22 protein-coding genes and 3 pseudogenes are annotated in these 24,940 nt (G+C 47.2%); 14 read left to right on the top strand and 11 right to left on the bottom strand.

The genetic code is table 11. The annotated features are described in order from the left end of the window. Positions 1-76: 76 nt before the first annotated feature. From MHB78_RS08505 to MHB78_RS08515, 3 genes are all read left to right on the top strand, one after another. Positions 77-442 (top strand): hypothetical protein, encoded by a 366-nt coding sequence (locus tag MHB78_RS08505; protein WP_046131501.1) that lies wholly within the window; start codon positions 77-79, stop codon positions 440-442. 226 nt (positions 443-668) lie between these two features. Continuing rightward, entirely contained in the window at positions 669-1,241 is a 573-nt protein-coding gene (locus MHB78_RS08510) for a TetR/AcrR family transcriptional regulator (protein ID WP_046131502.1), read from the top strand. 33 nt (positions 1,242-1,274) lie between these two features. Beyond that, positions 1,275-4,490 (top strand): cytochrome P450, encoded by a 3,216-nt coding sequence (locus MHB78_RS08515; RefSeq protein WP_046131503.1) that lies wholly within the window; start codon positions 1,275-1,277, stop codon positions 4,488-4,490. Positions 4,491-4,528: 38 nt separating this feature from the next. On the opposite strand, the gene MHB78_RS08520 is transcribed toward MHB78_RS08515, so the two are convergent. Together MHB78_RS08520 and MHB78_RS08525 are read right to left on the bottom strand one after the other, a co-directional pair. After that, positions 4,529-4,894, bottom strand: coding sequence for a YoqO family protein (locus MHB78_RS08520; RefSeq protein WP_046131504.1), 366 nt, complete (start codon positions 4,892-4,894; stop codon positions 4,529-4,531). Between the two features lie 115 nt (positions 4,895-5,009). Further along, positions 5,010-6,242: an MFS transporter gene (locus MHB78_RS08525; RefSeq protein ID WP_046131505.1), complete on the bottom strand. Its 1,233-nt coding sequence runs from the start codon at positions 6,240-6,242 to the stop codon at positions 5,010-5,012. Between the two features lie 119 nt (positions 6,243-6,361). Between MHB78_RS08525 and MHB78_RS08530 the strand changes: the two genes are divergently transcribed. After that, the gene (locus tag MHB78_RS08530) at positions 6,362-7,252 is read left to right on the top strand and encodes a LysR family transcriptional regulator (RefSeq protein ID WP_046131506.1); all 891 of its coding nucleotides are present in this window, start codon (positions 6,362-6,364) and stop codon (positions 7,250-7,252) included. 53 nt (positions 7,253-7,305) lie between these two features. Here the strand turns inward: MHB78_RS08530 and MHB78_RS08535 are convergent, their stop codons facing one another. Continuing rightward, positions 7,306-8,250: a cupin gene (locus MHB78_RS08535; RefSeq protein WP_046131507.1), complete on the bottom strand. Its 945-nt coding sequence runs from the start codon at positions 8,248-8,250 to the stop codon at positions 7,306-7,308. A 94-nt stretch (positions 8,251-8,344) separates the two neighbouring features. On the opposite strand from MHB78_RS08535, the gene MHB78_RS08540 reads away from it, so the two are divergent. Next, positions 8,345-9,148 (top strand): uroporphyrinogen-III synthase, encoded by an 804-nt coding sequence (locus MHB78_RS08540; protein ID WP_046131508.1) that lies wholly within the window; start codon positions 8,345-8,347, stop codon positions 9,146-9,148. A 45-nt stretch (positions 9,149-9,193) separates the two neighbouring features. Here the strand turns inward: MHB78_RS08540 and MHB78_RS08545 are convergent, their stop codons facing one another. Next, complete coding sequence (locus MHB78_RS08545; protein ID WP_046131509.1) at positions 9,194-9,565, bottom strand: helix-turn-helix domain-containing protein; 372 nt, start codon at positions 9,563-9,565, stop codon at positions 9,194-9,196. Between the two features lie 155 nt (positions 9,566-9,720). Here MHB78_RS08545 and MHB78_RS08550 point away from each other — a divergent pair, with 155 nt between their 5' ends. After that, entirely contained in the window at positions 9,721-10,947 is a 1,227-nt protein-coding gene (locus tag MHB78_RS08550) for an MFS transporter (RefSeq protein WP_046131510.1), read from the top strand. A 28-nt stretch (positions 10,948-10,975) separates the two neighbouring features. Beyond that, positions 10,976-11,821 carry an aldo/keto reductase gene (locus tag MHB78_RS08555; protein ID WP_099047065.1) on the top strand — a complete coding sequence of 282 codons (846 nt, stop codon included), beginning with the start codon at positions 10,976-10,978 and terminating at the stop codon, positions 11,819-11,821. 39 nt (positions 11,822-11,860) lie between these two features. Here MHB78_RS08555 and MHB78_RS08560 read toward each other — a convergent pair. Continuing rightward, positions 11,861-12,370: pseudogene (locus MHB78_RS08560) on the bottom strand (methylated-DNA--[protein]-cysteine S-methyltransferase). Then, positions 12,367-12,936, bottom strand: a complete 570-nt coding sequence (locus MHB78_RS08565) for a bifunctional transcriptional activator/DNA repair enzyme AdaA (RefSeq protein ID WP_046131598.1) — start codon at positions 12,934-12,936, stop codon at positions 12,367-12,369. The pseudogene MHB78_RS08560 and the gene MHB78_RS08565 overlap by 4 nt, the downstream one beginning before the upstream one ends. 217 nt (positions 12,937-13,153) lie before the next feature. Between MHB78_RS08565 and catA the strand changes: the two are divergent. Further along, positions 13,154-13,805 (top strand): annotated as a pseudogene (gene catA, locus MHB78_RS08570) (type A chloramphenicol O-acetyltransferase). 46 nt (positions 13,806-13,851) lie between these two features. Here catA and MHB78_RS08575 read toward each other — a convergent pair. Then, positions 13,852-14,109 (bottom strand): YciI family protein, encoded by a 258-nt coding sequence (locus MHB78_RS08575; protein ID WP_046131512.1) that lies wholly within the window; start codon positions 14,107-14,109, stop codon positions 13,852-13,854. 36 nt (positions 14,110-14,145) lie between these two features. After that, a pseudogene (locus tag MHB78_RS08580) lies at positions 14,146-14,259 on the bottom strand (YrhK family protein); the annotation flags it as partial. A gap of 234 nt (positions 14,260-14,493) precedes the next feature. Between MHB78_RS08580 and MHB78_RS08585 the strand changes: the two are divergent. Both MHB78_RS08585 and MHB78_RS08590 read left to right on the top strand, forming a co-directional pair. Continuing rightward, on the top strand, positions 14,494-15,696 hold the full coding sequence (locus MHB78_RS08585; protein WP_046131513.1) for an MFS transporter: 1,203 nt from the start codon (positions 14,494-14,496) through the stop codon (positions 15,694-15,696). A gap of 247 nt (positions 15,697-15,943) precedes the next feature. Beyond that, complete coding sequence (locus tag MHB78_RS08590; RefSeq protein WP_046131514.1) at positions 15,944-16,798, top strand: helix-turn-helix transcriptional regulator; 855 nt, start codon at positions 15,944-15,946, stop codon at positions 16,796-16,798. A 129-nt stretch (positions 16,799-16,927) separates the two neighbouring features. Here MHB78_RS08590 and MHB78_RS08595 read toward each other — a convergent pair whose 3' ends face one another. Continuing rightward, on the bottom strand, positions 16,928-17,710 hold the full coding sequence (locus tag MHB78_RS08595; RefSeq protein WP_046131515.1) for a thermonuclease family protein: 783 nt from the start codon (positions 17,708-17,710) through the stop codon (positions 16,928-16,930). 95 nt (positions 17,711-17,805) lie between these two features. Further along, the gene (locus MHB78_RS08600; protein WP_046131516.1) at positions 17,806-18,042 is read right to left on the bottom strand and encodes a hypothetical protein; all 237 of its coding nucleotides are present in this window, start codon (positions 18,040-18,042) and stop codon (positions 17,806-17,808) included. Between the two features lie 536 nt (positions 18,043-18,578). On the opposite strand from MHB78_RS08600, the gene MHB78_RS08605 reads away from it, so the two are divergent. Beyond that, complete coding sequence (locus MHB78_RS08605) at positions 18,579-18,992, top strand: YjdF family protein (protein WP_046131517.1); 414 nt, start codon at positions 18,579-18,581, stop codon at positions 18,990-18,992. A gap of 122 nt (positions 18,993-19,114) precedes the next feature. Here the strand turns inward: MHB78_RS08605 and MHB78_RS08610 are convergent, their stop codons facing one another. Next, entirely contained in the window at positions 19,115-20,485 is a 1,371-nt protein-coding gene (locus MHB78_RS08610) for an amino acid permease (protein ID WP_231947370.1), read from the bottom strand. Positions 20,486-21,032: 547 nt separating this feature from the next. Here MHB78_RS08610 and MHB78_RS08615 point away from each other — a divergent pair. From MHB78_RS08615 to MHB78_RS08625, 3 genes are all read left to right on the top strand, one after another. Beyond that, positions 21,033-23,831, top strand: coding sequence for a sigma-54-dependent transcriptional regulator (locus MHB78_RS08615; protein ID WP_046131518.1), 2,799 nt, complete (start codon positions 21,033-21,035; stop codon positions 23,829-23,831). 188 nt (positions 23,832-24,019) lie between these two features. Beyond that, positions 24,020-24,451, top strand: a complete 432-nt coding sequence (locus MHB78_RS08620; protein ID WP_046131519.1) for a mannose/fructose/sorbose PTS transporter subunit IIA — start codon at positions 24,020-24,022, stop codon at positions 24,449-24,451. Beyond that, a complete protein-coding gene (locus tag MHB78_RS08625) occupies positions 24,451-24,939 on the top strand; it encodes a PTS system mannose/fructose/N-acetylgalactosamine-transporter subunit IIB (RefSeq protein WP_046131520.1) in 489 nt (162 codons plus the stop codon). The genes MHB78_RS08620 and MHB78_RS08625 overlap by 1 nt, the downstream gene beginning before the upstream one ends. Position 24,940: the final 1 nt, after the last annotated feature.

Consider the following 24,940-nt stretch of genomic DNA (forward strand, 5'->3'; position numbering starts at 1 on the left):
GATGTTCAATCAGCTCCTTTTTCGGGTTTATGCCCCGCCTGAAATGGTTCAAACTGCAAATAAGGAGGGATTGACGATGAAATGGCTGCTCATGCCGGTTTTATTATGTTCACTTGCATCATCCGCATTTTTAGAAACAAAAGAACTGCCGACAAAGCAAAAGCTCGACGATGACTTGAAAAAGCAGGCTGTTGAGGCGGACATTTTTAAAATGAAGAAAGGCGAAGTCGAAAAAGAAACGAAAGTATACGCAGAAGGCGCCGCGGCATCTGCGGACCAGGAAGGAATATTCGCTTTATCCGTCAAGGCGGGAACCGTTTATGTTGAAAATCTCACCGGCCGCAGGGTGCAGCCGGGAGACAATGTGAGGGTATACGGAATGTACCAAGGCTTGCGAAACGGACATCCGCTTATTGCTGCGGTTCTGATAGAAACGTTATAAAAAATAATATATAAGAATACTAATCGATCGTGTTGCCAAATTGGCGGGATCTATTGTGGATTTGTGTAATTAGAACCGGTGAGCAAAATGGGTAGATTTTACCCATTTTGTTTTTTGTTTAAAAATTTTTATATTAAAAAAGGAATTTTGCGAACGCCTGTCTAATTTGAACAACAATGACGGTTGCGGAATGAACGTTCATTCCGCGATGTGGAGGTGAATACAGGTGGAACAAGAAAGCAAATATGAAAAGATCATCAAGGCTTCCCACGTTCTATTCGCAGACCGGGGATTCGATGCCACAACGATTCCGATGATCGCAGAGAAAGCAAACGTCGGAGCAGGGACGATTTACCGGTACTTTGACAGCAAGGAGGCGCTTGTCAATGTTCTGTTTCAAAACAGTGTAAGACGCTTTACAGAAAAGATTAAGGAAGGCTACCCCGAACATTTGAGTGTGCGCAGCCAATTTCACCACATCTTCCGCTGCCTCTACGAATTTGCGCACGAAAACGTCTATGCGCTTTACTTTTTGGAAATTGATAAAACTTCGCATTACTTAACCGAAACAAGCCGGAGCGTCCTGAACGACCTTTTGGATTTTGTCTATTTGTTTTTTGAGAAAGGCAAAGAGGCAAACATCATTCATCCGCTGCCTCCGCATATTTTAACCGCGATGGTATTCGGAGCGTTTGTCCACATTCAAAAGCTGGTGAAAGCCGGAGAAATTGAAGATCCTTCAGGCTTAATCGAAGAAATTGAACAATGTTCCTGGCATGCGATTAAACGTCACGATTAATAAGGATTTTCACAAAAAGAAAGGATGATCCTGATGAACAAGCTAAGCACGATCCCAATCCCGAAAACATACGGACCGCTCGGCAACCTTCCGTTGCTGGACAAAACGAAGGTGTCCCAGTCTCTGTGGAAAATCGCGGATGAAATGGGCCCTATTTTTCAATTTCAGTTTGGGGAAACGGTAGGCGTCTTTGTTTCAAGTCATGAGCTCGTTTCTGAGGTATGTGACGAATCAAGGTTTGATAAAAACATGGGGAAGGGCCTCCTGAAGGTTCGCGAATTCAGCGGAGACGGATTGTTTACAAGCTGGACGCATGAACCGAATTGGCGGAAAGCCCACAACATTCTCCTGCCGAGCTTCAGTCAGAAAGCGATGAAGGGCTACCACTCCATGATGCAGGATATCGCACTGCAGCTTATTCAAAAATGGTCCCGTCTGAATCAGAATGAGAGCATCGATGTTCCGGATGATATGACGCGCCTGACGCTGGATACGATCGGCTTATGCGGCTTCAACTACCGCTTTAACAGTTTTTACCGCGAAGGGCAGCACCCGTTTATCGAAAGCCTGGGCCGCGGATTGAATGAAGCGATGAGGCAGACGAAACGCCTCGAATGGCAGGATAAGCTGATGGTTAAGACAAGGCGGCAGTTTAACCGTGATGTTGAATCGATGTTTTCGCTCGTCGACCGGATCATCGCTGAACGAAGACAAACCGGAGGCGGGAGCGGAAACGACCTGCTGTCCCTCATGCTTCATGCGAAGGATCCTGAAACAGGAGAAAGGCTCGATGATGAAAACATCCGCTATCAAATCATCACCTTTTTGATTGCGGGGCACGAGACGACGAGCGGCTTATTGTCATTCGCGCTTTATCTGCTCCTTCAGCATCCCGATAAGCTCAAAAAGGCATATGAAGAGGCCGACCGGGTGCTTACAGATCCTGTGCCTTCGTACAAACAAGTTCAGCAGCTGAAGTATATTCGCATGATTTTAAACGAGTCGCTGCGGCTTTTTCCGACTGCTCCTTCGTTTTCTTTGTACGCCAAGGAAGAAACGGTGATCGGCGGCAAATATTTGATTCCGAAGGGTCAGAGCGTGTCCGTTTTAATTCCGAAACTGCACAGGGATCAAAGCGTCTGGGGAAAAGACGCCGAAGAATTCCGGCCTGAGCGGTTTGAACGAATGAACAGCATTCCGAAAAACGCGTACAAACCGTTCGGAAACGGCCAGCGCGCCTGCATCGGCATGCAGTTCGCGCTTCATGAAGCCACGCTTGTACTGGGGATGATCCTTCAGTATTTTGAACTGGAAGACCACACGAATTATCGCTTAACAATAAAAGAATCGCTTACCATTAAACCGGACGGGTTTACGATGCGGGTCAAGCCGAGAAGAGAGATGGCGCTGATGACAGCAGCGGCCCATCAAGAAAAGCAAGCCGCTTCCCGAACAGACATTCACTCACAGGCGGCGGCAGATGCCCACGGTACTCCGCTCCTTGTACTGTACGGCTCAAATCTCGGATCTGCCGAAGACGCCGCAAGAGAGCTCGCAGACGAAGCGCGTTTGCAAGGCTGGGAAAGCAGAACAGCTGAGCTTGATCAATATAAAGGCAGGATCCCGAAGGAGGGAGCGGTGCTTGTCGTAACAGCTTCGTATAACGGACACCCGCCCGATAATGCGAAGGAATTCGTCAATTGGCTTGAACAAGATCCCGAAAAAGACTTACAAGGTGTCAAATACGCCGTGTTCGGATGCGGAAACACCAGCTGGGCCAGCACGTATCAGCGGATTCCCCGCCTGATTGACGACGCATTTGAAAAAAAAGGCGCGATCAGGCTCTATACGCGTGGAGAAGGGGATGCCAACGATGATTTTGAAGGAAGCTTTGAAGCTTGGAAAAACGGTCTTTGGCCTAATTTGAGAAAAGCATTTTCCATAACGGAGCATAAGCAGCAGGCAGACAGACAAGAGCTGTCCGTCGAATTCATCAGCGCACCGGCCGGCTCGCCTCTTGTGAAAACGTATCGGGCGTTCACGGCACAAGTGTTAACGAACCGCGAACTTCAGAGCCCGGACAGCGGAAGAAGCACGCGACATATCGAAATCTCTCTGCCGGAAGGAACTGCATATGTGGAGGGGGACCATCTCGGGGTGCTGCCGCAAAACAGCAATGCGCTCGTCGACAGGGTGCTCAAGCGGTTTGGATTAAGCGGAGATGAACACGTTTTGATCAGCGGAGAACGCCGCGTCTCCCATTTGCCTTTAGATCGCCCGGTCAATGTCACAGCACTGTTTCAAAACAGCGTTGAACTGCAGGAGCCGGCCACAAGAGCCCAGATCCGCGAGCTGGCTCAGCATACCGTTTGTCCGCCTCATCAACGGGAGCTTGCCGCGCTTTTGGAGGATGAAGCCTACAAAGCGCAGGTCTTGCAGAAGCGTTTGACGATGCTCGATCTTCTTGAGCAGTATCCGGCTTGCGAGCTGCCGCTCGCACGCTTTTTGACGCTTCTGCCTTCATTAAAACCGAGGTACTATTCCATTTCCAGCTCGCCCCGGGAACATGCCCGGAACACGAGCATCACCGTCGCCGTTGTAAGCGGACCTGCGCTGAGCGGCCGGGGGCAGTACCGCGGTGTGGCATCAAACTATCTGGCAGAACTCGCCCCGGGGGACAGCATATCGTGTTTTGTCCGGGAGCCTTCGTCAGGCTTCAGGTTGCCCGATGACCCTGAAACGCCGCTCATCATGGTCGGACCGGGAACGGGAATTGCGCCTTTCCGCGGCTTTCTTCAGGCGCGCCGCATTGTAAAAGAAGCAGGAGCAACACTCGGCGAAGCCCATTTGTATTTCGGCTGCCGCCATCCGGAACACGATTTTCTGTACCGCGACGAATTGGAAAAAGCAGAACAGCACGGGATCGTACAACTGCACACTGCTTTTTCGCGGTTTGAAGACGGCCCGAAAACGTATGTGCAGGATCTGATAAAAGAGGATGCGGAAAGGCTGATTCATCTGCTGAACAACGGCGGCCGCCTGTACGTTTGCGGAGACGGCGCAAACATGGCCCCGGCCGTTGAAGACGCTTTGTGCGAAGCGTACGAACACATTTTGCAGGCAAGCAAAGAAGAAGCGCAAAGCTGGATCTCTAAACTGCAAGAAGAAGGACGCTACGCAAAAGACGTCTGGTCCGGCGCGGGAATTTCCGGCGGAACTGCGTCGGTATCCGCGCAGCCGCAAGTTTAAAACAAAAAGAGGCATCCGGATGTCCGGATGCCTCTTTGTTACGGCTTGGAGCTGATGTTATGTATAAATGTCATGAGGACTGATGCTACAAGCAATACCAATAAGATACACCCGACTTTAGCGGCTGTTTCCCAGCCGCTGAAAAAAGCAAGGCTGTTGATTGATTCCTGGCCCTTGAAGATCATATACACCGATAAAGGCGTTAAGATGACCACGCCTGTCCCCTTTAATAAAAGGGCTTTACGGCTTTCCTTTTTCGATTCATCCCACGAGTACATCAGGATGAACACAAAGCCGCACAAAGCGATGATATCGGTCAGAATCCCGCTGTCATTCAAGATCCATCTCAAATAGCTTCCGAAAACAACGGATGCAATCAATCCGTAAAATCCCGTTTTCTTCATGCCAAAACCCCCCCATCCAATTATAGCGGATATAAGGAGACAGCCAACATGACGAGATCCATGCACCTCTAAAAAACGGCTGACCTACAAAAAGAATTGCCATGCCGGCTTTTCCTTATATATCGGCATTCTTTGAATAAGGCTTAAGCTGTTTCTTTGCTTCGGCTTCCCTTGCATCTTTTCCGGCAAAGAAGGTGACCGGATAGGCAATCAAAAGCAGTCCCGCAATAAAAGAGATGATTCCCGGCCACTCAAAGTGAGTCCAGAAAAAACCGCCGAATGAACCGGCTAAGCTTGAGCCGAGATAATAGCTCAGCAAATAAAGAGATGAAGCTTGAACGCGCCGTTCACCCGCCTGCTGGCCGACCCAGGAGCTGGCGATCGAATGCGCCCCGAAAAATCCGAACGTAAAAACGGCGATGCCGGCAATTTTCAGCGGCAGCCAGGTAAAAAGCGTGATCAAGGCGCCTGAAGCCATGATGGCGATTGCGATCTTAATCATGAATGAAGTGCCGTAGCGGTCGGCTTTCTTTCCCATGTAAACCGAGCTGAGCGTTCCTGCCAAATAGACGATAAAAATCAAACCGATAATCGTTTGCGACAGCCGGTAAGGAGGGCCCATCAATTGAAATCCGATATAGTTGAACATCGTGACAAAGCTGCCCATTAAGATGAAGCCGAGGGAAACGAGCAGCATGAGCCGTCCGTTCACAAAGACAGACCGGTAGGCCAGGCATGTTTTTTTTAGATTGGTTTGCTTTCTTGCAGAGTGCCGCGGCTGCGGCAGGAAAACCCAAAACAGATAGCTTAGTACGACACAAATGATGCCGATGATGGCGAGCGCATCCCTCCAGCCGAAAAGGTCTGTCAAAAGGCCGGTCAACAGCCTTCCGCTCATGCCTCCAAGGCTCGTGCCGCTTATGTAGAGTCCCATCATTTTTCCGAGTCCCTTCGGATCGAACTCTTCGCCGACATACGTCATGGCGATGGCTGGAACGCCTGCAAGGAAAAAACCAAGAAGCCCCCTCATTACAAGCAGGGCGGCAAAATTCGGACTGAACGCCGTTAAAAGTCCGAGGACAGATGTTGCAAAAAGCGACATCGTCATGATGTTTCTAAGGCCAAACCCGTCCGCCAATGCGGCTGCAGCTAGCAAAGCAAACGCCAGTATACCGGTTGAAATGGATAATGTTAAGCTTGCAGACGCGGCTGATATGCCGAACTCTTTCGCAAATACCGGCATCAGCGGCTGTGTGGTGTACAATGTCGCAAATATGACAAAACCGCTGATAAATAATGCAATGCTTGCTTTTTGATAAACCTTTGTATGCGGCTGAATGTAATTCATGCTGGTCCCTCATTTCGGAAATCTGCTCTATGATTCATCCTACGCTTTCATTTGCAATGTGTCTAATTTATAATAACTATGATTATAATACGTTTTGGTTATGATAAAGAGGTGAGACAGTGGAGCTCCATCAAATTGACAATTTTATTGCGGTCAGCAAGCATCGCCACTTTACGAAAGCTGCTATGGAGCAGTGCATTTCCCAGCCGGCTCTGAGCCGGTCCGTCAAAAAGCTTGAAGAAGAATTGGGCGTTCCTTTGTTTATTCGCGGATCAAAGTCCGTCCGGCTCACAAAGTACGGCAAACAGTTTCTCGCCAATGCAAAAAAAGCCCGCCACACGCTCGATGAAGGCGTCCGGCAGGTCAAAAAAAGCGTAGATCCCGACTATGGAGAAATATCGGTGTCTTTTTTGCATACGCTAGGCTCCCGGCTTATGCCGCAGCTGATTGCCGGCTTTAAAAAACGGCACCCGCATGTGGAGTTCAGACTTTATCAAGGGGCGAATGAAGTGCTTCAGCACATGGTGGAAACAGGTGAGGCCGATATTTGCCTGAGCTCTCCGCCTCTGCCGAACGACCTGCTTGAGTGGACCATCCTTGATAAAGAGCAGCTTTATTTGGTGCTGCCCGCCGACCACCCGCTGGCAGGCCAAAACGAAATTGAGATGAAAGCCATTGCGGGGGAGGATTTTGTCGGCTTTAAACAGGGGTATGGGCTTCGCTATGTGTTCGATCAAATGTGCCGGGATCTAGAGATCAGCCCGAAGCTTGCGTTTGAAGGAGAAGAGGTTTCGACCATTTTGGGGCTCGTGTCAGCTGGGCTTGGCGCGGCGATTTTGCCGAAAACGGCTGAGCATGTCCATCTTCCCGTCGCATTCTGCCGTGTTGCGGATTACCGCTCCGAACGGAAGATCGGTCTTGCCGTCTTAAAAGACCACTATTTATCGCCTGCAGCCCTCAACTTTAAGCAGTTTGTCATTGAATACTATCAAAGGAACGCCCGCCCGTAGGCCCGTCTTCCAAAAGAGGCGCGGCAAAAGCCGCACCCCTTAAAAAATGTTTGTTATTTCTCATAATGCTGAAACTGAATATCCAATGTGCGAAGATACGTTTGCAATCCTGCGTCTTGTATCGGAATGATGTAGGCTGCCTCATTTGATTCATTATGGTGGGAATGCCATAACCCCGGCGGTGTGATGAACGCTTTTCCGGTGACCCATTCCACTTTAACCGGATCAATGATTTCCTTGGTATCGGGATCGATTTTGCTCCCGACTAATGTATACGTCCCCGGTGCCGCATAGGCAACAAAGTCGAGGGCGACCGATTTATGGCTGTGGGGCGCTTGCCTTGAACCCGGAGGGACGATGCCGAACATGGCCCACAGCACATGCGTAATGGTTAACGTCTGATCGAATTTGTCATTGTTTAAGAGAACGGAAATACGGTTACGAAAACGGGCGTCAGGGGCATTGGCGGCTTCGGCTAATTTTGCTTTTGCCTGTTCAGCGGTGTACAGAGTCGGTTTGAAGCGAGTTTCTGCGGCATTCACGCCTAAATAGCGAAGAAGCGGCGAATCTGTAATATAATAGATGGATGAGTCTTCAGAAGCGGTATGTCGGCTGTTTGAACCGGCAGGCAGCGTGAAAAAATCGCCTGTATGCCACTCAATCGTTTCTCCGCAGGAAACGGTTGTACCGGCGCCTTCAATCACGTAATATAATTCGCTTGTTGCGTTCGGTTTGGTATTGATCGTATCCCCGGTACGAATCTTGACAAAATGGGCGAGAAGGGACGGGCTTGATGCAGGATAATCCGTTTTAAGCTCGTTTGAAATGTCCAAAGGAATGATCCGCGTTTCCCCGGAACGGTATAATTCAGGACCGAACTCTTTAATTGGAACCGGGCTGATGATTCCGCTTCCAACCGGATCGGAAGCAGTGGTATACTCGAAAAAACGGGCATGCTTTGTCAACTGTTCGGCACGGGTTTCAGAATGGGCAGACATACGAAAACCTCCTGTTATTTTTTGATAATTCTATCATATTTCACATGGAAGATGTTAGCAAACTGATAAAAAGATAAAGAAAGAGGGATTGGTTGTGGCAAAAGGATTGAACGGAAAACGAATTGCAATCGGCGGTTCGCGAAAAATAGACGAAATCAGCACGCTCATCGAAAAACAAGGCGGAATTCCCGTCGTCCGCTCTCTGCAGGGAACCGTTTTTTTGGCGGAAAAAGAGGTTGAACCCGATTTGAAGGCATTTGTTGAAAATGGTGCCGATTGGGTGATATTTACGACCGGGATCGGTACTGAAACGCTTGTCAATGTAGCTGAAAAACTTGGAATCGGCGAACGCTTTTTGCAGGCGATCCGCAGGGCAAAAGCGGCATCAAGGGGCTACAAAACGATCGCTGCCTTGAAAAAGCTCGGCATTACCCCGGAAGCTTCCGATGAAGACGGAACGACGGGAGGACTGATTCGCGCGCTGGAGCCTTACGATTTGACCGGAAAACGGGTCATGGTGCAGCTTCATGGAGAAAATGCGCCGTCACTTTTGAGGTTTCTGGAGGAGAAAGGGGCGTCCGTATGTCCGATTCTGCCTTACAGGCATATCCCTCCGAAAGAGGAAACCGTTGCTTTATTGTGCCGGGAGATCGCAAGCCGCGAGGTCGATGCGGTTTGTTTCACGACGGCCGTTCAAGTCCGTTCGCTATTCAATTATGCGAGAGAAAAGGGTGCAGCCGAAGACATCGTCAAAGCTTTTGGGGAATCCGTTTTAGCGGCAGCCGTCGGGAAGGTGACGGCGGAAGCGCTGAAGGAAGAAGGCATAGATCGGCTGCTTGCCCCTGAGCTGGAACGGATGGGGGCGATGATCATGGAGCTGTCCCGTTATTATTCATAGCGCTAAACACAAACGACATTCCAAAACAAAGGAATGTCGTTTTTGCTACTTCAATTTATCATTCAACACGCTGTCCTCCAAGACCGCGAATTTGTCTCCGTAAACTTTCGTAATGTGCTTTGCTCCCCAATCGCAGAGGGAATCCAATATGTCTTTTAACGTCCACCCGTATTCGCTGAGCTCATATTCGACTTTCGGCGGAACCTGCTGGTACACGATCCGGTTAATGACGCCGTCTTCTTCTAATTCGCGCAATTGCTGGGTCAGCATTTTTTGCGTAATGTTCGGCATGAGGCGCTTCAATTCGCTCGTCCGCTTTTTGCCGTGCGTCAAATGGCAAAGGATGACGCACTTCCACTTTCCGCCGATAACTTCAAGGGTTGCTTCGACAGAGATATTGTATTTTTTCTGCTTCATCTTCATCCTCCGATCTGATAGGCACTTAAAAGTACCTATCATACTTTTTGGTTCCTATGATACTTAAAAGTACGTACTTTTTTTCATCACTGATATGTACCATAATATCATTTGCCGGCGATCATTTGCTATACAAAAAATCAAGGGGGAATGATATGTCTTCTTTTCAAAACAAACGAAGCATACCGGCGCTTTTGGCTTTAGCCGTCAGCGCATTTGCGATCGGTACGACAGAATTTATCAGCGTCGGCCTGCTGCCGCTCATTGCGGACGATCTGGATATTTCGGTTACGACAGCAGGGCTGACTGTTTCTTTATATGCCCTGGGCGTAACATTCGGGGCGCCCGTGTTAACATCTGTAACGTCCCTTATGTCGCGGAAAACATTGCTGCTTTTGATTATGCTGGTTTTCATGATCGGAAACGGCATCGCCGCGTGTGCCGGCAGCATTGGCATCCTCTTGGCGGCCCGCGTTCTTTCGGCCTTTTCGCACGGGGTATTTATGTCAATCGGCTCAACGATTGCTGCAAGCCTTGTGCCGGAAAATAAAAGGGCGGGCGCGATTTCCATTATGTTTACGGGACTCACCGTGGCGACGATTACGGGTGTTCCGATCGGAACCTTTATCGGGCAGCAATTCGGCTGGAGGCTTGCTTTTACGGCCATCGTTGCCGTCGGCGCGATTGCTTTTATCGCAAACAGCATCCTTGTGCCGTCCAATTTGCCAAAAGGCGCCCGGACGACGTTCCGAAGTCAGTTTAAGCTTGTGACCAATGTCCGCTTATTGCTTTTATTTATCATTACGGCTTTGGGGTACGGCGGCACGTTTGTCGTTTTCACTTATTTATCCCCGCTCCTTCAGCATGTCACAGGTTTTAAACAGGAGGCCGTCGCACTTATTTTGCTCGTGTACGGAATTGCGATCGCAATCGGCAACATCATCGGCGGAAAGGCTGCAAACAAAAAGCCGCTGGCTGCATTGTTTTATATGTTCATCGCCCAGGCGGCCGTGCTTTTCGCCTTGACGTTTACAGCGCCTTTTAAGGTTGCGGGCTTGATAACGATCATGTTAATGGGCTTGCTGGCTTTTATGAATGTTCCGGGGCTGCAGGTCTATGTCGTCATGCTTGCTGAACGGTTCGTACCGGGTGCGGTGGATGTCGCATCCGCCGTCAATATCGCAGCATTTAACGCAGGCATTGCCATCGGCTCCTACTTAGGGGGCATCATAACGGAGTCGATCGGGATCATCCACGCCCCATGGACCGGGGGAGTCATGGTTGTCTGTGCCGTTCTGCTTACAGGCGTGAGCCTTATGCTCGAACGAAAAGAGAAAAAACAGGGACCGGTGCTGCAAGAGTCTCTGCGGGACTGCATTTAAAAAAATAAACGAAAACAGGAGGTCAATGATGACTGCAAAACATTTACAGGATCGAACAGAATTGCATAATGGAGTAAAAATGCCTTGGTTTGGCATCGGGGTATTTAAAGTGGAAGAAGGCCCGGAGCTGGTAAATGCCGTAAAGACGGCGATTAATCACGGCTATCGGAGCATTGACACAGCAGCGATATACGGAAATGAAGAGGGAGTCGGAGAAGGCATCCGCCAAGGTTTACAAGAAGCGGGCATTTCGCGCGAGGATCTCTTTGTGACATCAAAGGTATGGAATGAGGATTTGGGCTATGAGGAGACAATCGCAGCCTATGAGAAGAGCCTCAGCAAGCTCGGGCTTGATGATTTGGATTTATATTTGATCCACTGGCCTGTTGAAGGCCGCTATAAAGAGGCGTGGAGAGCGCTGGAGGCCCTTTACAAAGCGGGGCGCGTCAAAGCGATCGGCGTCAGCAATTTTCAAATCCATCATCTTGAAGACTTGATGAAAGACGCTGAAATCATGCCGATGGTCAACCAGGTGGAGTATCATCCGCGCCTGACTCAAAAAGAGCTGCATTCATTTTGCAAGGCGCACGGCATTCAGCTTGAAGCATGGTCTCCATTGATGCAGGGGCAATTGCTCGATCATCCTCTTCTTAAAGAAATCGCGGAAACGCACGGCAAAACCGCAGCACAGGTCATTTTGCGCTGGGATTTGCAAAACGGCGTCATCACGATTCCAAAATCGACTAAAGCGCAGCGCATTGCCGAAAACGCGGATATTTTCGATTTTGAACTGACAAAAGAAGAAATGGCGCAAATCGATGCTTTAAACGAGAACACACGGGTCGGTCCTGATCCGGATAACTTCGATTTTTAAATAAAGACAACACCGTTCGATATGCGAACGGTGTTTGTTTTACCATAAGAATTGATATTCTTTTTCCAGCGCGAGCAGGCGTTTTTTCATTTCCAAGCCGCCCCTGTACCCTGTCAGTTTCCCGTTCTTTCCGATGACCCGGTGACAGGGAACTGCGATCAACAGCGGATTGGCGCCGATCGCCGCTCCCACGGCACGGACGGCCTCCGGCTTTTCGATCCTTTCGGCGATGTCCTAATATGAGCAAGTTTCTCCATAAGGAATGTCCTGCAATGCTCGCCAGACGGACAATTGAAAGGGGGTTCCGCAGAGGTCGACAGGAAAGCTGAAATCTTTCCGTCCGCCGTTCACATACGCGGCCAGTTCATCCGCGTAAGTCCGCAATGCTTCATCATCGAGCACTGCACAATCGGCAAGGTCCCGCTTGGCAAACCAGGCAGCCAGTTCATCATATGAGCCCGTAAAACAAAGGCCCGCAGCGGTCGCCGCCATATACAGATTCCATTCGTCAGCTTTAAGCTTGCTCCAATATACGATTTGGCCGGTCATTGCTCCGCCTCCCGCTTCAATTGACGAAACGACGTCGGCGTTTGCCCTGTTTTCTTTTTAAACAGGGCGGAAAAGTAATCCGCATTTGCAATGCCGACTTTGGCGGCGATTTGTGCGATCGTTTCGTCTGAAGCGGCAAGAAGCTTGCCCGCTTCACATATCCTTTTTCGGCTCATGTATTCAAGCGGAGAAACGCCTTTGATCCGTTTGAACGTCCGCTGAAGATGAAAAGGGCTGGCATGGCACATTTCAGCCAATTCAGAGAGCGTCAGCGGCTCGTGATAGCGTTCGCCGATGATCAGAGCGGCCCGCTCCGCCAGCTCCTCATCAGGCAAAAGAGGTCCGTCCGGATTGCATCGCTTGCAGGGGCGGTATCCTTCTGACAAAGCTTTTTGCGCATTCGGGAAAATGCGTACATTGTCAATGTGAGGGACCCTCGATTTGCAGGAAGGACGGCAAAATACGCCTGTCGTTTTAACCGCATAATAAAACACTCCGTCATATGATGAATCGTTTTCAACAATAGCCCGCCAATTTTCAGGCGTGAGGCCGGATTTGTCATTCATGTGATCACCCCGATGTATGTCAGTATAACCCGAAAGCGGTCCGGTGCGGTGGCTTTGGGAATGAAAAAGCAAGATGACAAAGGCCATCCTCTCCGAATTGATCTGATGCCCTGTATAGTGTTACAGTGAAAGAAGATTTGAAGAGGTGAGGGTATTGGTCAAAGCAGTGGATCACGCCTCCTGAAATAAAAAATCATTCTATTTTAGGAGGCTAACCATGAATTTTCAAAGAATTGATCTTGAACATTGGCACAGAAAACCTTATTTTGAGCATTACATGAACGCCGGAAAATGCTCATTCAGCATGACGGCAAACATTCGCATCACCGGATTGCTCGACAGGCTGCGTGACAAAAATATAAAGCTTTATCCCGCATTTATTTACATGGTGTCAAAGGTCGTCAACGCCTACCCCGAATTTAGAACGGCATTCAATGACAAAGGGGAATTGGGATATTGGGAACGGCTGAACCCGTGCTATACGATCTTTCATCAAGAGGATAAGACCTTTTCTGCCGTATGGTCGGAATACTCGGAAGAATTCCCGCATTTTTATCAGACGTATCTTGGAGATATCGAGCGGTTTGGAGACAAAAAAGGGCTGTGGGCAAAAAAAGACGTGCCCGCCAATTCATTTTCGGTCTCTTCGATTCCGTGGACCAGCTTTACAAGCTCCTGAGCTTCATCTTGCAAATACAGAGTACCTGCTCCCGATTATTACGAACGGAAAATACTTTTCTCAAGGGAATGATGCCTATTTACCCGTTTCCCTGCAAGTCCACCATGCCGTGTGCGACGGTTATCATGCCGGCGTTTTTATGAATGATGTAGAGCGTTTGGCCGATTGCTGCGGGGAATGGCTCCTTTAGATGCTAAAAAAAGTCCTTCTCAACGTGAGAGGGACTTTTTTAGAAGCTATTCTTTCGTCAGCCATTCTTTCACGACCAAAACGGAAGAGCCGTTTTCGATGAGCGGATCGGACTGTCCGATTTGTTTTGCTTCTTCAATAGAATGGGCGCGGATGAGGTATGCACCGCCTGTTTCATCGCTGAAAGGGCCGTACAATTCTAAACGGTTTTCCGCTTTCAGCCGATCCAAAAAATCGTAATGAGCAGGCACATATGCAGTGTTAAAGTTTTCTGTCCGGGTCGTCAGCATTAAATATCTTTTCATGATAAGTTCCTCCCTCAAAGTACCTCTATTTTAACATTAATCACCCGGAGGTTGCTGTTTCAGGTGCTTTCGGTAATGGGCATCATGAATCAAGCGGATCGCCGGCCTGATTAAAAGCTGAAAGCTTCCGATTGCAAAAAGCCAATTCCCCTCCTCCTTTCATAGATCAGAAAAAATCTGTGTAAAGCACTTTTACTTTTTCTTACCTGTATCAATCGTTTTTTTCCTTTATCTCATGTGCCGCGGCTTTTTCCCTCCCATCTCCCTCAGAAATTTTCTGATAAACGAGAATGACTGGTATTCCTAATACTATGATAAATAGACTGCTATTTTCCGGCGTTTCCGGTGCATTATAATTCGAATATCGTTTAGGGAGGTGACAAGATGGAAAAAGACAACCGAAAAAAGGCGGACGGGATTTCTGGCGGGCTTGTATTTCTAATGGCGGTTGCTTCAGGGGTCACCGTTGCTAATATTTATTTGAATCAAGCGCTATTGGTCAGCATGGGGCATACGTTTCACGTTACAGCTGCACAGGCGGGGATGATCGCTACAATCACCCAAGCCGGCTATGCATTGGGGAATTTCATGCTGGTTCCTCTTGGCGACATTTTTGAAAGGCGACGCCTGATTGTTGCTTTACTGTTCCTCGTATGTCTATGCTCTACAGGGTCAGCGCTTGCTGCAAATTTTTCCTGGCTTGCGGCCGCACAGCTTTTGTTAGGTTTTTTCACGATTATTCCGCAAATTATCGTTCCCTTTGCAGCCGATTTAGCACATGAAAACGAGAGAGGAAAAGTGCTTGGAAATGTTGCGATTGGCTTGGTGTGCGGAATATTGGGGGCAAGGCTGATCAGCGGAATCATCGATTCGCATGCCGGCTGGAGGATGGTGTACTGGATAACGTGCGGGTCAACGCTTATCATCATGTTGCTGATTCGCTTGTTTATGCCGAAAAACAAGGCTTCACACACCATTAACTACGGAAAACTCCTTGCATCTCTGGGACCTTTGCTTTTCAGGGAACACACGTTGAGAAAAGCCTGCCTGAGCCAGGGGCTTATGTTTGGCGCCTTTAGTTTATTTTGGACGACTCTCGTCTTCCTGCTGAATGATCCGCCTTATTCTTACGGAAGCCAAGCTGCCGGCATGATCGGACTCGTCGGAATCGGCGGCGCCTTCGCCGCTCCTGTGATCGGACGGATTATTGACAAGAGGGGGGCGGTTTTTGCCAATGTGGTTTGCATGTCTATCTCGCTGCTTGCTTTTATGCTGCTTTTTTCAGGAAAACAATCTTTAATCGCCGTTATCATTGGAGCGTTATTCGTAACAATGGGGACACAAGCCAATCAGGTTGTATGCCAGGCCATGATTTTTCAATTGTCGGCTGATATGAGAAGCCGCCTTAACGGCATGCTCATGGTCATGATTTTCCTGGGGGGCGCGTTGGGCTCATATGCGGGTGTTTTGGCCTGGACCGAATTTCGTTGGACCGGCGTTTGCTTGCTTGGAATGTTCATGATCGGCATTGCCTTTACTTCGCTTTTGATTCCCGATCAGTCAGCCCAAGAAATAGAGAGGGAATAAATGGATCATACAAACGAAAATGATTATAAAGGGCCTAAAGTATGAAAACAATTCGATAAAGATCATTATATGGCGTTCGTAAACAGCTTCAAATATTCGTGCCAGTGGGCTAAAATACGATATTAACGCTGCCTATGAAGTGTTTGCAGAAAGAAACCGGAATAAGGCGCGTTTCATATTCATTTTGCTCCCGATTCATGTAGAATCATATTAAGAAGATTCCCGCATGCCGGAGGAGTGAGTGCCTTTGAGTAGAATAAAAGAGAAAAGGAAAGAGCTCGGCGATTTTTTGAAGTTAAAAAGGTCAACTGTATCGCCTGAAGAATACGGGTTGCCGATAGGCCCCAGAAGAAAAACGAAAGGGCTCAGAAGAGAAGAGCTGGCACAGCTCTCAGGGATAGGAGTGACCTGGTATACGTGGCTCGAGCAGGGGAGGGATATCCAAGTATCGACACAGGTGCTGGAAAGCATCTCAAGAGTGCTCAAATTAAACTATGAGGAAAAAAAGCATGTCTTTCTTTTGGCCGGACAGCAAATTCCGCTGTATCATAGGGAAAGTTCCAGACAGGATTTGAGCCCGGTCGTCCAGAACCTTATCAAACACAATTTAAAGGCTTGTCCCGTTTACATCACAGACGAAAAATGGGACGTGATTGCCTGGAATGAAGCTGCTTGCGCGGTGTTCGGCGATTTTAACCGCATGAGCAAAAAAGAAAAGAACGCGATCTGGCGTTGTTTTTGTTCCAAAGAATATCAAAGCCTTTTCGCAGATTGGGAAAGTCATGCAAAAAGATTGCTTGCGCAGTTTCGCGGAACGGCGGCAAGGTTTTTCGGGGAGGAATGGATCAGGGAGCTGACAGATGAATTGTCCGATAAAAGCCCCGAATTCCGAAGGTGGTGGAATCATCATGAAGTGCTCGGAACGCCCCCCGGTGAAAAAGAGATACGCCACCCCCTGGCAGGCGCCATGTTTATGGAGCATGTCACTCTGCAAATATACGATTCGCCCGATTTGAAGCTGACGGTCTCTAGACCCCTGGAAAAAGAGGACACGATCGCAAAGCTCAATCGTTTGCTATCTGCCCGATCCATCAGCTCGTAAAAGAGGCCGTATTTTTACCGCGGTCATGAACATGGAGGATCCCCATGCTTTAGATGAAACTTAAGCATGCATGATCCGCCCGCGGAAATAAACAAAAATAGCCCGGATATCGGGCTATTTTGCATGGTATTACCGCTCGCATGCATAATTGTCGTGATCGCGGTCCATTTTAGCCTGGTAAGCAGGATGGGAGCTTGGAACACCGTTTGGGTATTTCTTTCTCAATTCGGTACAATTGGCAAACGTTTCTTTGCCGCCTGATGCCGGAGCGGAAGAATTTGAGTCTTTGCTTGCTGCAGCAGATTTTTTCGCGGAGTCCGACTTGAGCGCTGTCTTTGTTTTTCCAACGACGCATCCGTTGAACCCTTTGTCTGTCGCATAGCCGGACTTGCTCCATATCGCAATGTGCTTTTTCTTAGCGGTGTTTTCAACCTTTTGATATTCATCTACGTACTTTGTATTTGGCGGATATATGTAGGCTACCCTTGCAAGGCCGTCCTTTAAAAGCTGTTCCTGAACCGACTTTCCGTCAGCGTATACATAGGCCAGCAATCTTCCGTACTTGTCAGTGCGGCCGCCTTTATCAAATTCCAATTCCAGCTTGCCGCTTTCGACCAGTTTTTTGTTTTCTTCAGAAGCTTCTTTTCCGTATGGCTGAACGCATGAATTCGGTTTTTTTGTTTCCGGCGTATCGACAAGCAAATAGCGGACTGTTTTTACTTTTCCATTATATTTGACTTTAATCGTGTCGCCGTCGACTGCACGGACAAGGGTGACAGCCGCGCGATCTGTACGACCGTCATCCGCTGCACCGGATCGTTCTGGTTTTGAGCCGGAAACGGCACTGGAATTGCAGGCTGCCAAAGAAAAACTGAACACGAGGGCAGCGATTGCCAAACAACATTTTTTCAAAGCAAAATCCCCCTAAGCTGTAATTTGAACAAACTATATCATCAGCTAAAAAAGTAAAATTTTCAAGGGGAATTTTATTTTCAAAGCCGTTTTTCTTATCGTTCCTTTGCTTTATCCGCTCCTCCAAAAATATCTGGATTGCTTATTGATAAATTCGTGCCAATGAAATTGCTGACGGTAATATAAATAAAAAATCCAACAAAAGCTCCAGGGTCTCTTCCAAACAGGAGAATACTCAAAGAGATAAAAGTAACGGCCATCATGACATCAACAAGCAAACTAATTCTACGATGTTGTTTAAAATATTCTCTTACGTTCCTAATCTTGTTCATTATGCACCTCTGGATGAAATATTACATAGAAAATCGTACCATTTTCATAGAGTACAACGCAAACTGAACCGAATGCTGGCCATTTTACCCGTCGTCACTATGAGTTAAATTCCGAAAAAGCGATGACATAGTGCCTGAACGTTTCGGCCGCAGGTGATAAATAACGTCTTTGTTGTACTTGTTTTTTATTACGCAGGTTCAAGCATTTGCGGAACAGCCGGGGGATTGTTTTGCTGATTTTGGCTGGCTGGGCGTGGCCGTCATGTACTGTCATGCTCCTCGTTGCTTTATTTCTGTCTGTATTGCTGGCAAAAAAGGATGAAGCGCTGAAGGGGGCTTAAGAAAAAAGAGCTGTCATCAGACGGCTCTTTTTCATTTAGTCTTTTGGAATCGCATAAAATCTGGTACATTAATAGTGAAGAATGAAAAAACACGATCCGGTTGGTAGTCCGGATGCATGTCTATCATGTCAGTAACCTTCCCCTCCTCGGGATGTCCGTCATTCTTCTGTCACATTAATAGAGGAGGGAATCGTTATGAAATTAACGATTTACTATGACGGCCAGTTTTGGGTTGGAATCGTTGAGATTGTACAAGAGGGAAAATTAAAGGCATTCCGCCATTTGTTCGGCAAAGAGCCGAAGGATTCGGAAGTGCTGCATTTTGTTTACCATCAGCTTGCCGAATTGATTTCTCAAGCCGAAAAGGAAGGAATCAGCGTAAAAGCTGAAGCGAATAAGAAGATCAATCCGAAAAGGTTGCAGCGGCTCGTTTCCAAAGAAATGAAGACTGCCGGTAGGTCAATGAAAGCCCAGCAAGCGATCAAACAGGAGCTTGACGCAAAAAAAGCGATGAAAAAGCGCTTGAAAAAACAGCAGCGCGACATCGAAAAGGAGCAAAAGTACCTGCTGAGAAAGCAAAAAGCGAAAGAAAAGCACAGGGGAAAGTAGCGGATCCAGCTCGTGGTTATCCTTTCCGTTTTTCCATCCATGAACATAGCTGTCTATTAGAACTGAGAAAGCCCTCTAAATATTAGAGGGCTTTCGAATGTTTATACGGCACGCTTTTTCCTTTATTCAGCCTGATGAGCCTTCGCTTTTCGCATTTTATAAATCGCAATCAGCAAAATAAACCAGGCAGGAGTTACAAACAAGGAAACGCGGGTATCTTCCGCAAGTGCGAGAACCACGAGAATAAACGCCAGGAAGGCGAGAATCAGGTAATTGGAAAGCGGATAAAGCGGCATTTTAAATTTGTTTTCTTTAGCCAAATCAGGTTTTGTTTTTCGGTATTTCATATGGCAGATGACGGTGATTCCCCAAATAAAGATGAAACATACGGTGGAAATGCTAGTAATCAGCGTAAATACGCCTTCAGGCATGATATAGTTCAGCGTAACACCGATTAAAATAACGATAGTTGAAAAGAACAGCGCATTGTTCGGTACTTTACGGGAAGTCAATTTTGCCAATGAAGAAGGTGCATTGTTTTCTTTGGCAAGCGAGTATACCATCCGGCTTGTGCTGAATACCGCGCTGTTGCACGCAGAAGCCGCGGATGTGAGCACAACAAAATTGATAATGCTCGCCGCCGCCACGATTCCGATCGCTGCGAAGACTTGAACGAACGGGCTTTCGCTCGGATTAATGGCATTCCAAGGATAGATGCTCATAATGACAAGCAAGGCGCCGATATAGAAAAGGAGAACCCTGATCGGAATATTGTTGATCGCTTTTGGAATGACTTTTTCCGGGTCTTTTGTTTCGCCCGCTGTAAGCCCCACAAGCTCAATCCCAACAAACGCAAAAACTACCATCTGGAACGAGAGGATAAAGCCGTTAAACCCGTTCGGGAACATGCCGCCGTGGTTCCAAAGGTTCGTAAAGCTTGCTGCGCCGGATTGCGTGGTAAAGCCTGTGAAAATCATAAAGAGACCAATGACGATCAGCGCCAGGATGGCAATGACTTTAACCAATGCAAACCAGAATTCCATTTCTCCAAAAAGCTTGACTGTTGCAAGGTTCATAATGAGCAGAATGATAAGCGCGATTAACCCCGGCACCCATTGCGGAACGCTTGGCAGCCAATACTGGGTATAGAGGCCGACTGCCGTTAAATCGGCCATCGCGATTGAAATCCAGCAAAACCAGTAGGTCCAGCCGGTGATAAACGCCGCCATGTTTCCTAAATAGTCTTGTACGAAATCGACGAACGAGTGATACTCCAAATTCGATAAGAGCAGCTCTCCCAAGGAGCGCATAATCAAAAAGCAAATGATCCCTGTGATCAAGTAAGCAAATAAAATCGACGGTCCTGCAAAATGTATCGATTTTCCCGACCCAAGAAACAAGCCCGTTCCAATCGCCCCGCCGATCGCGATTAATTGGACATGCCTGTTTTTTAAACCCCTCGACAATTTTTGTTTATGTATATCATTTGTCACTCTTTTGTCCCCCACTTTGTTTTGTTGTCTCAACTTTCGTTATTTTTATGTATTGATTATACACCAAAATGGTTATTTAGAAACTATTTTTTAGGAGTTTCGGCCAAGATGCCGTCAGCAAGAACACGGTGCATTTGGTCTTACGTTTCATCAAAAAGGCTTCAGGGAAAGATGCGGATTCAGCTGAAGGCAACCCTGTGATCCCCGGGAAAGCGGCCATCCAGAAGGGCTGTTCAGTTCAGAAAATTCATTTTCACCGATATCAGAATTTTCCCCAATATATTCCCTGAGAGTGGTAAACTGTTTACAGATTGATACTTTAGGAGGAGGAAAGCCGTGAGAGTTTATAAGAAAAAAACACTAATATCAGAAATGAGATCATGTTCAGATGAATATAAAAGCAAAAAAGAGCGGTTCGCCAATCTTCAAAAGGCCTTTTTCGATTCGGCGGACTTCCGCGGTTTTCTATAGAGACATGTTCACCCGATTGTGCAATCCTGCTGATAATATTGAAGCCTAACCGGCTTGATGACAAAGGATGAATCTCATGAAAAGAATCGATAAAATATACCGCCGGCTGCTGCATCATTTTCGTGAAGTTTCCCCGGATCAGCTTTTGCAGATGCAAGGTCTTTCAGCAAAGGATATCGCCCAAGAGTTGCAAATGGAGCGTTCCAATGTCAGCTTTGAATTGAACAACCTCGTCCGCGCTAAAAGAGAGATAAAGGTGAAGACGTTCCCCGTCCGTTACGTTCCGGTGGAAGTCGTTGAAAGAACATTCAACATTAAATGGAATACAGCAAAGATGGAAGTAGACGGACTTCATCAGTGTTCCGGCAATCAAAAAAGGGTGCCCCGGAAAATTTCCACCAATCCTTTGGAACTGATGATCGGAGCAAAAGGCAGCTTAAAGAAAGCGATCTCCCAGGCGAAAGCGGCCGTCTTTTATCCTCCGCACGGTCTGCATATGCTGCTTTTAGGGCCGACAGGTTCCGGCAAATCCCTTTTTGCGAACCGGATTTATCAATTTGCGATTTACTCTGACATTCTCAAACCCGGTTCTCCTTTTATTACATTTAACTGTGCGGATTATTATAACAATCCCCAATTATTGCTCTCTCAATTATTCGGGCATAAAAAAGGATCGTTTACAGGCGCTGACGAAGACAAGGCAGGTTTAGTCGAACAGGCCGACGGAGGCATTCTGTTTATGGATGAAATCCACCGCCTTCCTCCCGAGGGTCAGGAAATGCTGTTTTATTTTATTGACAGCGGCGCTTATAACAGGCTTGGCGAAACGGAGCACAGGCGCACATCAAAAGTATTGTTTATTTGCGCTACGACGGAAAATCCGAGTTCTGCATTGTTGAAAACATTTTTGCGAAGAATTCCGATGACCATACATATCCCTTCGCTTGAAGAACGGTCTCTTAAAGAAAGAGTTGAGCTGACAACGTTTTTGTTGGGAAAAGAAGCCGAGCGGATCAAGAAAAATCTGAATGTGCACATCGATGTATATAATGTCCTTATTCATTCCGCAAAATTCGGGAATGTGGGGCAGCTGAAATCAAATGTGCAGCTCGTATGTGCTCACGGCTTTTTGCATCATCTTGACAGGGATGATGTTGTCGAACTGACCGTCCGGGATCTCCCTGATGACATCAAACAGGACTGGATTTCAAGCAGCAAAAATATCGAGAGAAGCAAAATGATTTCCGAATATGTAAATATCACCACCATCATATCGCCGATTGTGGAAGATGAAACAACAAAAATCGACGATGATCTCACATTTAATTTGTATGATTTGATTGAGGAAAAGGTCAACATTTTAAACAAAGAAGGCTTATCAAAAAAAGAAATCAATCAATATATTTTGACTGACCTTCATCTGCACGTCAGAAGTTTTTTTCATCAGCGAACGTTTCACAACTACAACTTACTGAAATTTGCCGACGATGAAGTGATTCGCCTTACGAAAGAGCTGAAAGAAGTTGCCGAACATGAGCTGAATTGCAAATTCGACCGCAAATTCATCTATTTTTTGAGCATGCATATTGATGCATTTTTAAAGCGGGTCAAGCAAACTGATGTCTTAAATGCACAGGAGACTGACGAAATCCGCGATACCTATGTGAAGGAATATCAAGTTGCTCTGATATTTAAAGATAAGATTCAAGAGTATTTTAGAATCATCGTTCCGGAAATAGAAGTGATCTACTTAACAATGCTGGTTCAGTCGATCAAATCGTTGGAGGGGAACAAAAGAGTGGGGATTGTCGTCGCCGCTCACGGAAACAGCATGGCGAGCTCCATGGTGGACGTAGCGATTGAACTTTTAGGCAGCACCCCGATTGCGGCGGTCGACATGCCTCTTGCGGTTTCCCCGTCGCAAATCATGGAGCGCCTGGAAGCGAAAATTAAACAAGTGGATGAAGGAGAAGGAGTATTGATGCTTGTCGACATGGGATCGCTTGCGATGCTGGAAACGAAGCTCGAAGAAAAAACGGGCATCAGTATTAAAACGATCAGCAATGTTACGACATCAATGGTGCTCGATGCCGTCAGAAAGGTTAATTATCTGAATTTAAACTTGCGTGCCATATATGAATCGGTTACAAAGGATTTTACCGCGCAGTGGGGCCGCACACCTCAGCCGCCCGGCAAACAGAAGGCATTGGTCTCCATTTGTACGACCGGGAGCGGAACGGCAAAAAAACTCGAGGAGATCTTAACAACAATCGTCAATCAGGCCGCAGACGACCCGATCAAAATCCTGACCGTTTCGTCTATTAAATTAGCAAACAGCATAAAAGAAATCGAAAAAGAGTATGAGATCCTTGCCACGGTGGGAACGAAAAATCCGAAGATCGATGCTCCCCATGTATCTCTGGAAGTGTTGATAGAAGGGGAAGGCGAGCGGATGATCCACCAGGCGATTGCAAAAGGCACCGTTCCTGCAGGCGACGGACTGGCCGGTCCAAACATCATTGTACGGGAGCTTTGCGAGGATAGTTTGAAAAAGTATCTCGTTTTCTTAAATCCTTATCATATTATTGACATTTTATTAGAATGGCTGCAAACGATTCAAGATGAATTAGGCATCATGCTGAACAATGCGGTGATGATCAAGGTCATCATGCACACCGCTTTTGCTTTCGAAAGGGTGATTAAAGATCATCCGATCGCTTTTTCAGAAGAAGAAGCAATAGACGATCAGCTGAAAAAGGTCTACCGCATAACAGAGCGGACGTTAAAGCCTTATGAACAGAAGCTTGGGCTTGAAATCTGCGAAGATGAAAAATTATTTATAGCCGCCATCTTTGCCGAAGAGCTGCATGGTTAGATGTTTTAAAAGCTGTTTTTTTACTTGAACCTGTATTAAATGGACCTCCATTTTAATACAGGTTTATTTTTTGTTTTGAATGTGTTTCAAAAACAAAAAGAGATTCGTTGAAAGCGCTTAATAAATTTGTGTTGGCACGATACTTGCATCATAAAAGAGCGAACGCCAAAAGAAAGGAGCAAACATCAATGATTTCAGTTATTATCAGCGGTCATGGAGATTTTCCAATAGCACTGAAAGAGTCGTCAAACATGATTTTCGGCGAAGAAGACCATCTGACGGCGGTGCCGTTTTTGAAAGGGGAAGGCATCCAAACATTGCAGAAAAAATATCAGCAGACGCTAAAGCGCATTCCAAAGGAACATGAGGTGCTGTTTTTAGTGGATATATTTGGCGGAACGCCATACAACGCGGCCGCTCCTTATATCGTGAAGGATCAAAGAATGGATATGGCGGCCGGGGTGAACCTGCCGATCCTGCTGGAGGCATTAAGCCTGAGAGGACATATGCCGCTTAAAGAACTGCTGAACAGGCTGAAAACAATGAGTCAGGAAAGCTTCCAGGTGTGCAGCGAACATTTAGAACATGCGATAAGAGCCGAAAGAGAGGATAAATTGTGATGAACATTGTATTAGCTAGGATTGATGACCGCTTTATTCACGGCCAGGTGCTGACCAGATGGATTAAAATCCATGCGGCTGACCGAATCATCGTTGTCTCAGATGATGTGGCGGCAGATGACATGAGAAAAACGCTGATTCTTTCTGTTGCCCCTTCAAATGTAAAAGCGAGCGCCGTCTCTATTTCAAAAATGGCAAAAGCGTTTCATAGCCCGCGGTATGCGGAGACAACGGCGATGCTGCTATTTGAAAAACCGGGCGATATTGTATCCCTGATTGAAGCAGGTGTTCCGATTAAAACGGTAAATGTCGGAGGCATGCGATTCGAGCATAACCGCAGGCAGATCACAAAATCAGTCAGTGTGACAGAACAAGATATAGAGGCGTTTGAACGATTGAACGAATTGGGGGTGAAGCTTGAATTGAGACAGCTCCCTTCAGATACCAGCGAAGACTTTATGCAGATTTTGAGAAACGTCGCAAAATAGA

The organism is Bacillus sp. FSL K6-0138, assembly GCF_037982765.1.
Classification (GTDB): domain Bacteria; phylum Bacillota; class Bacilli; order Bacillales; family Bacillaceae; genus Bacillus; species Bacillus glycinifermentans.

Bases quoted from the DNA above. Each gene is read 5' to 3' on its own strand.
- MHB78_RS08550 (WP_046131510.1), top strand. From the start codon at position 9,721: ATGTCTTCTTTTCAAAACAAACGAAGCATACCGGCGCTTTTGGCTTTA.
- MHB78_RS08620 (WP_046131519.1), top strand. From the start codon at position 24,020: ATGATTTCAGTTATTATCAGCGGTCATGGAGATTTTCCAATAGCACTG.
- MHB78_RS08565 (WP_046131598.1), bottom strand. From the start codon at position 12,936: ATGAATGACAAATCCGGCCTCACGCCTGAAAATTGGCGGGCTATTGTT.
- MHB78_RS08585 (WP_046131513.1), top strand. From the start codon at position 14,494: ATGGAAAAAGACAACCGAAAAAAGGCGGACGGGATTTCTGGCGGGCTT.
- MHB78_RS08555 (WP_099047065.1), top strand. From the start codon at position 10,976: ATGACTGCAAAACATTTACAGGATCGAACAGAATTGCATAATGGAGTA.
- MHB78_RS08615 (WP_046131518.1), top strand. From the start codon at position 21,033: ATGAAAAGAATCGATAAAATATACCGCCGGCTGCTGCATCATTTTCGT.
- MHB78_RS08535 (WP_046131507.1), bottom strand. From the start codon at position 8,250: ATGTCTGCCCATTCTGAAACCCGTGCCGAACAGTTGACAAAGCATGCC.
- MHB78_RS08520 (WP_046131504.1), bottom strand. From the start codon at position 4,894: ATGAAGAAAACGGGATTTTACGGATTGATTGCATCCGTTGTTTTCGGA.
- MHB78_RS08625 (WP_046131520.1), top strand. From the start codon at position 24,451: ATGAACATTGTATTAGCTAGGATTGATGACCGCTTTATTCACGGCCAG.
- MHB78_RS08600 (WP_046131516.1), bottom strand. From the start codon at position 18,042: ATGAACAAGATTAGGAACGTAAGAGAATATTTTAAACAACATCGTAGA.
- MHB78_RS08575 (WP_046131512.1), bottom strand. From the start codon at position 14,109: ATGAAAAGATATTTAATGCTGACGACCCGGACAGAAAACTTTAACACT.
- MHB78_RS08545 (WP_046131509.1), bottom strand. From the start codon at position 9,565: ATGAAGCAGAAAAAATACAATATCTCTGTCGAAGCAACCCTTGAAGTT.
- MHB78_RS08505 (WP_046131501.1), top strand. From the start codon at position 77: ATGAAATGGCTGCTCATGCCGGTTTTATTATGTTCACTTGCATCATCC.
- MHB78_RS08515 (WP_046131503.1), top strand. From the start codon at position 1,275: ATGAACAAGCTAAGCACGATCCCAATCCCGAAAACATACGGACCGCTC.
- MHB78_RS08525 (WP_046131505.1), bottom strand. From the start codon at position 6,242: ATGAATTACATTCAGCCGCATACAAAGGTTTATCAAAAAGCAAGCATT.
- MHB78_RS08605 (WP_046131517.1), top strand. From the start codon at position 18,579: ATGAAATTAACGATTTACTATGACGGCCAGTTTTGGGTTGGAATCGTT.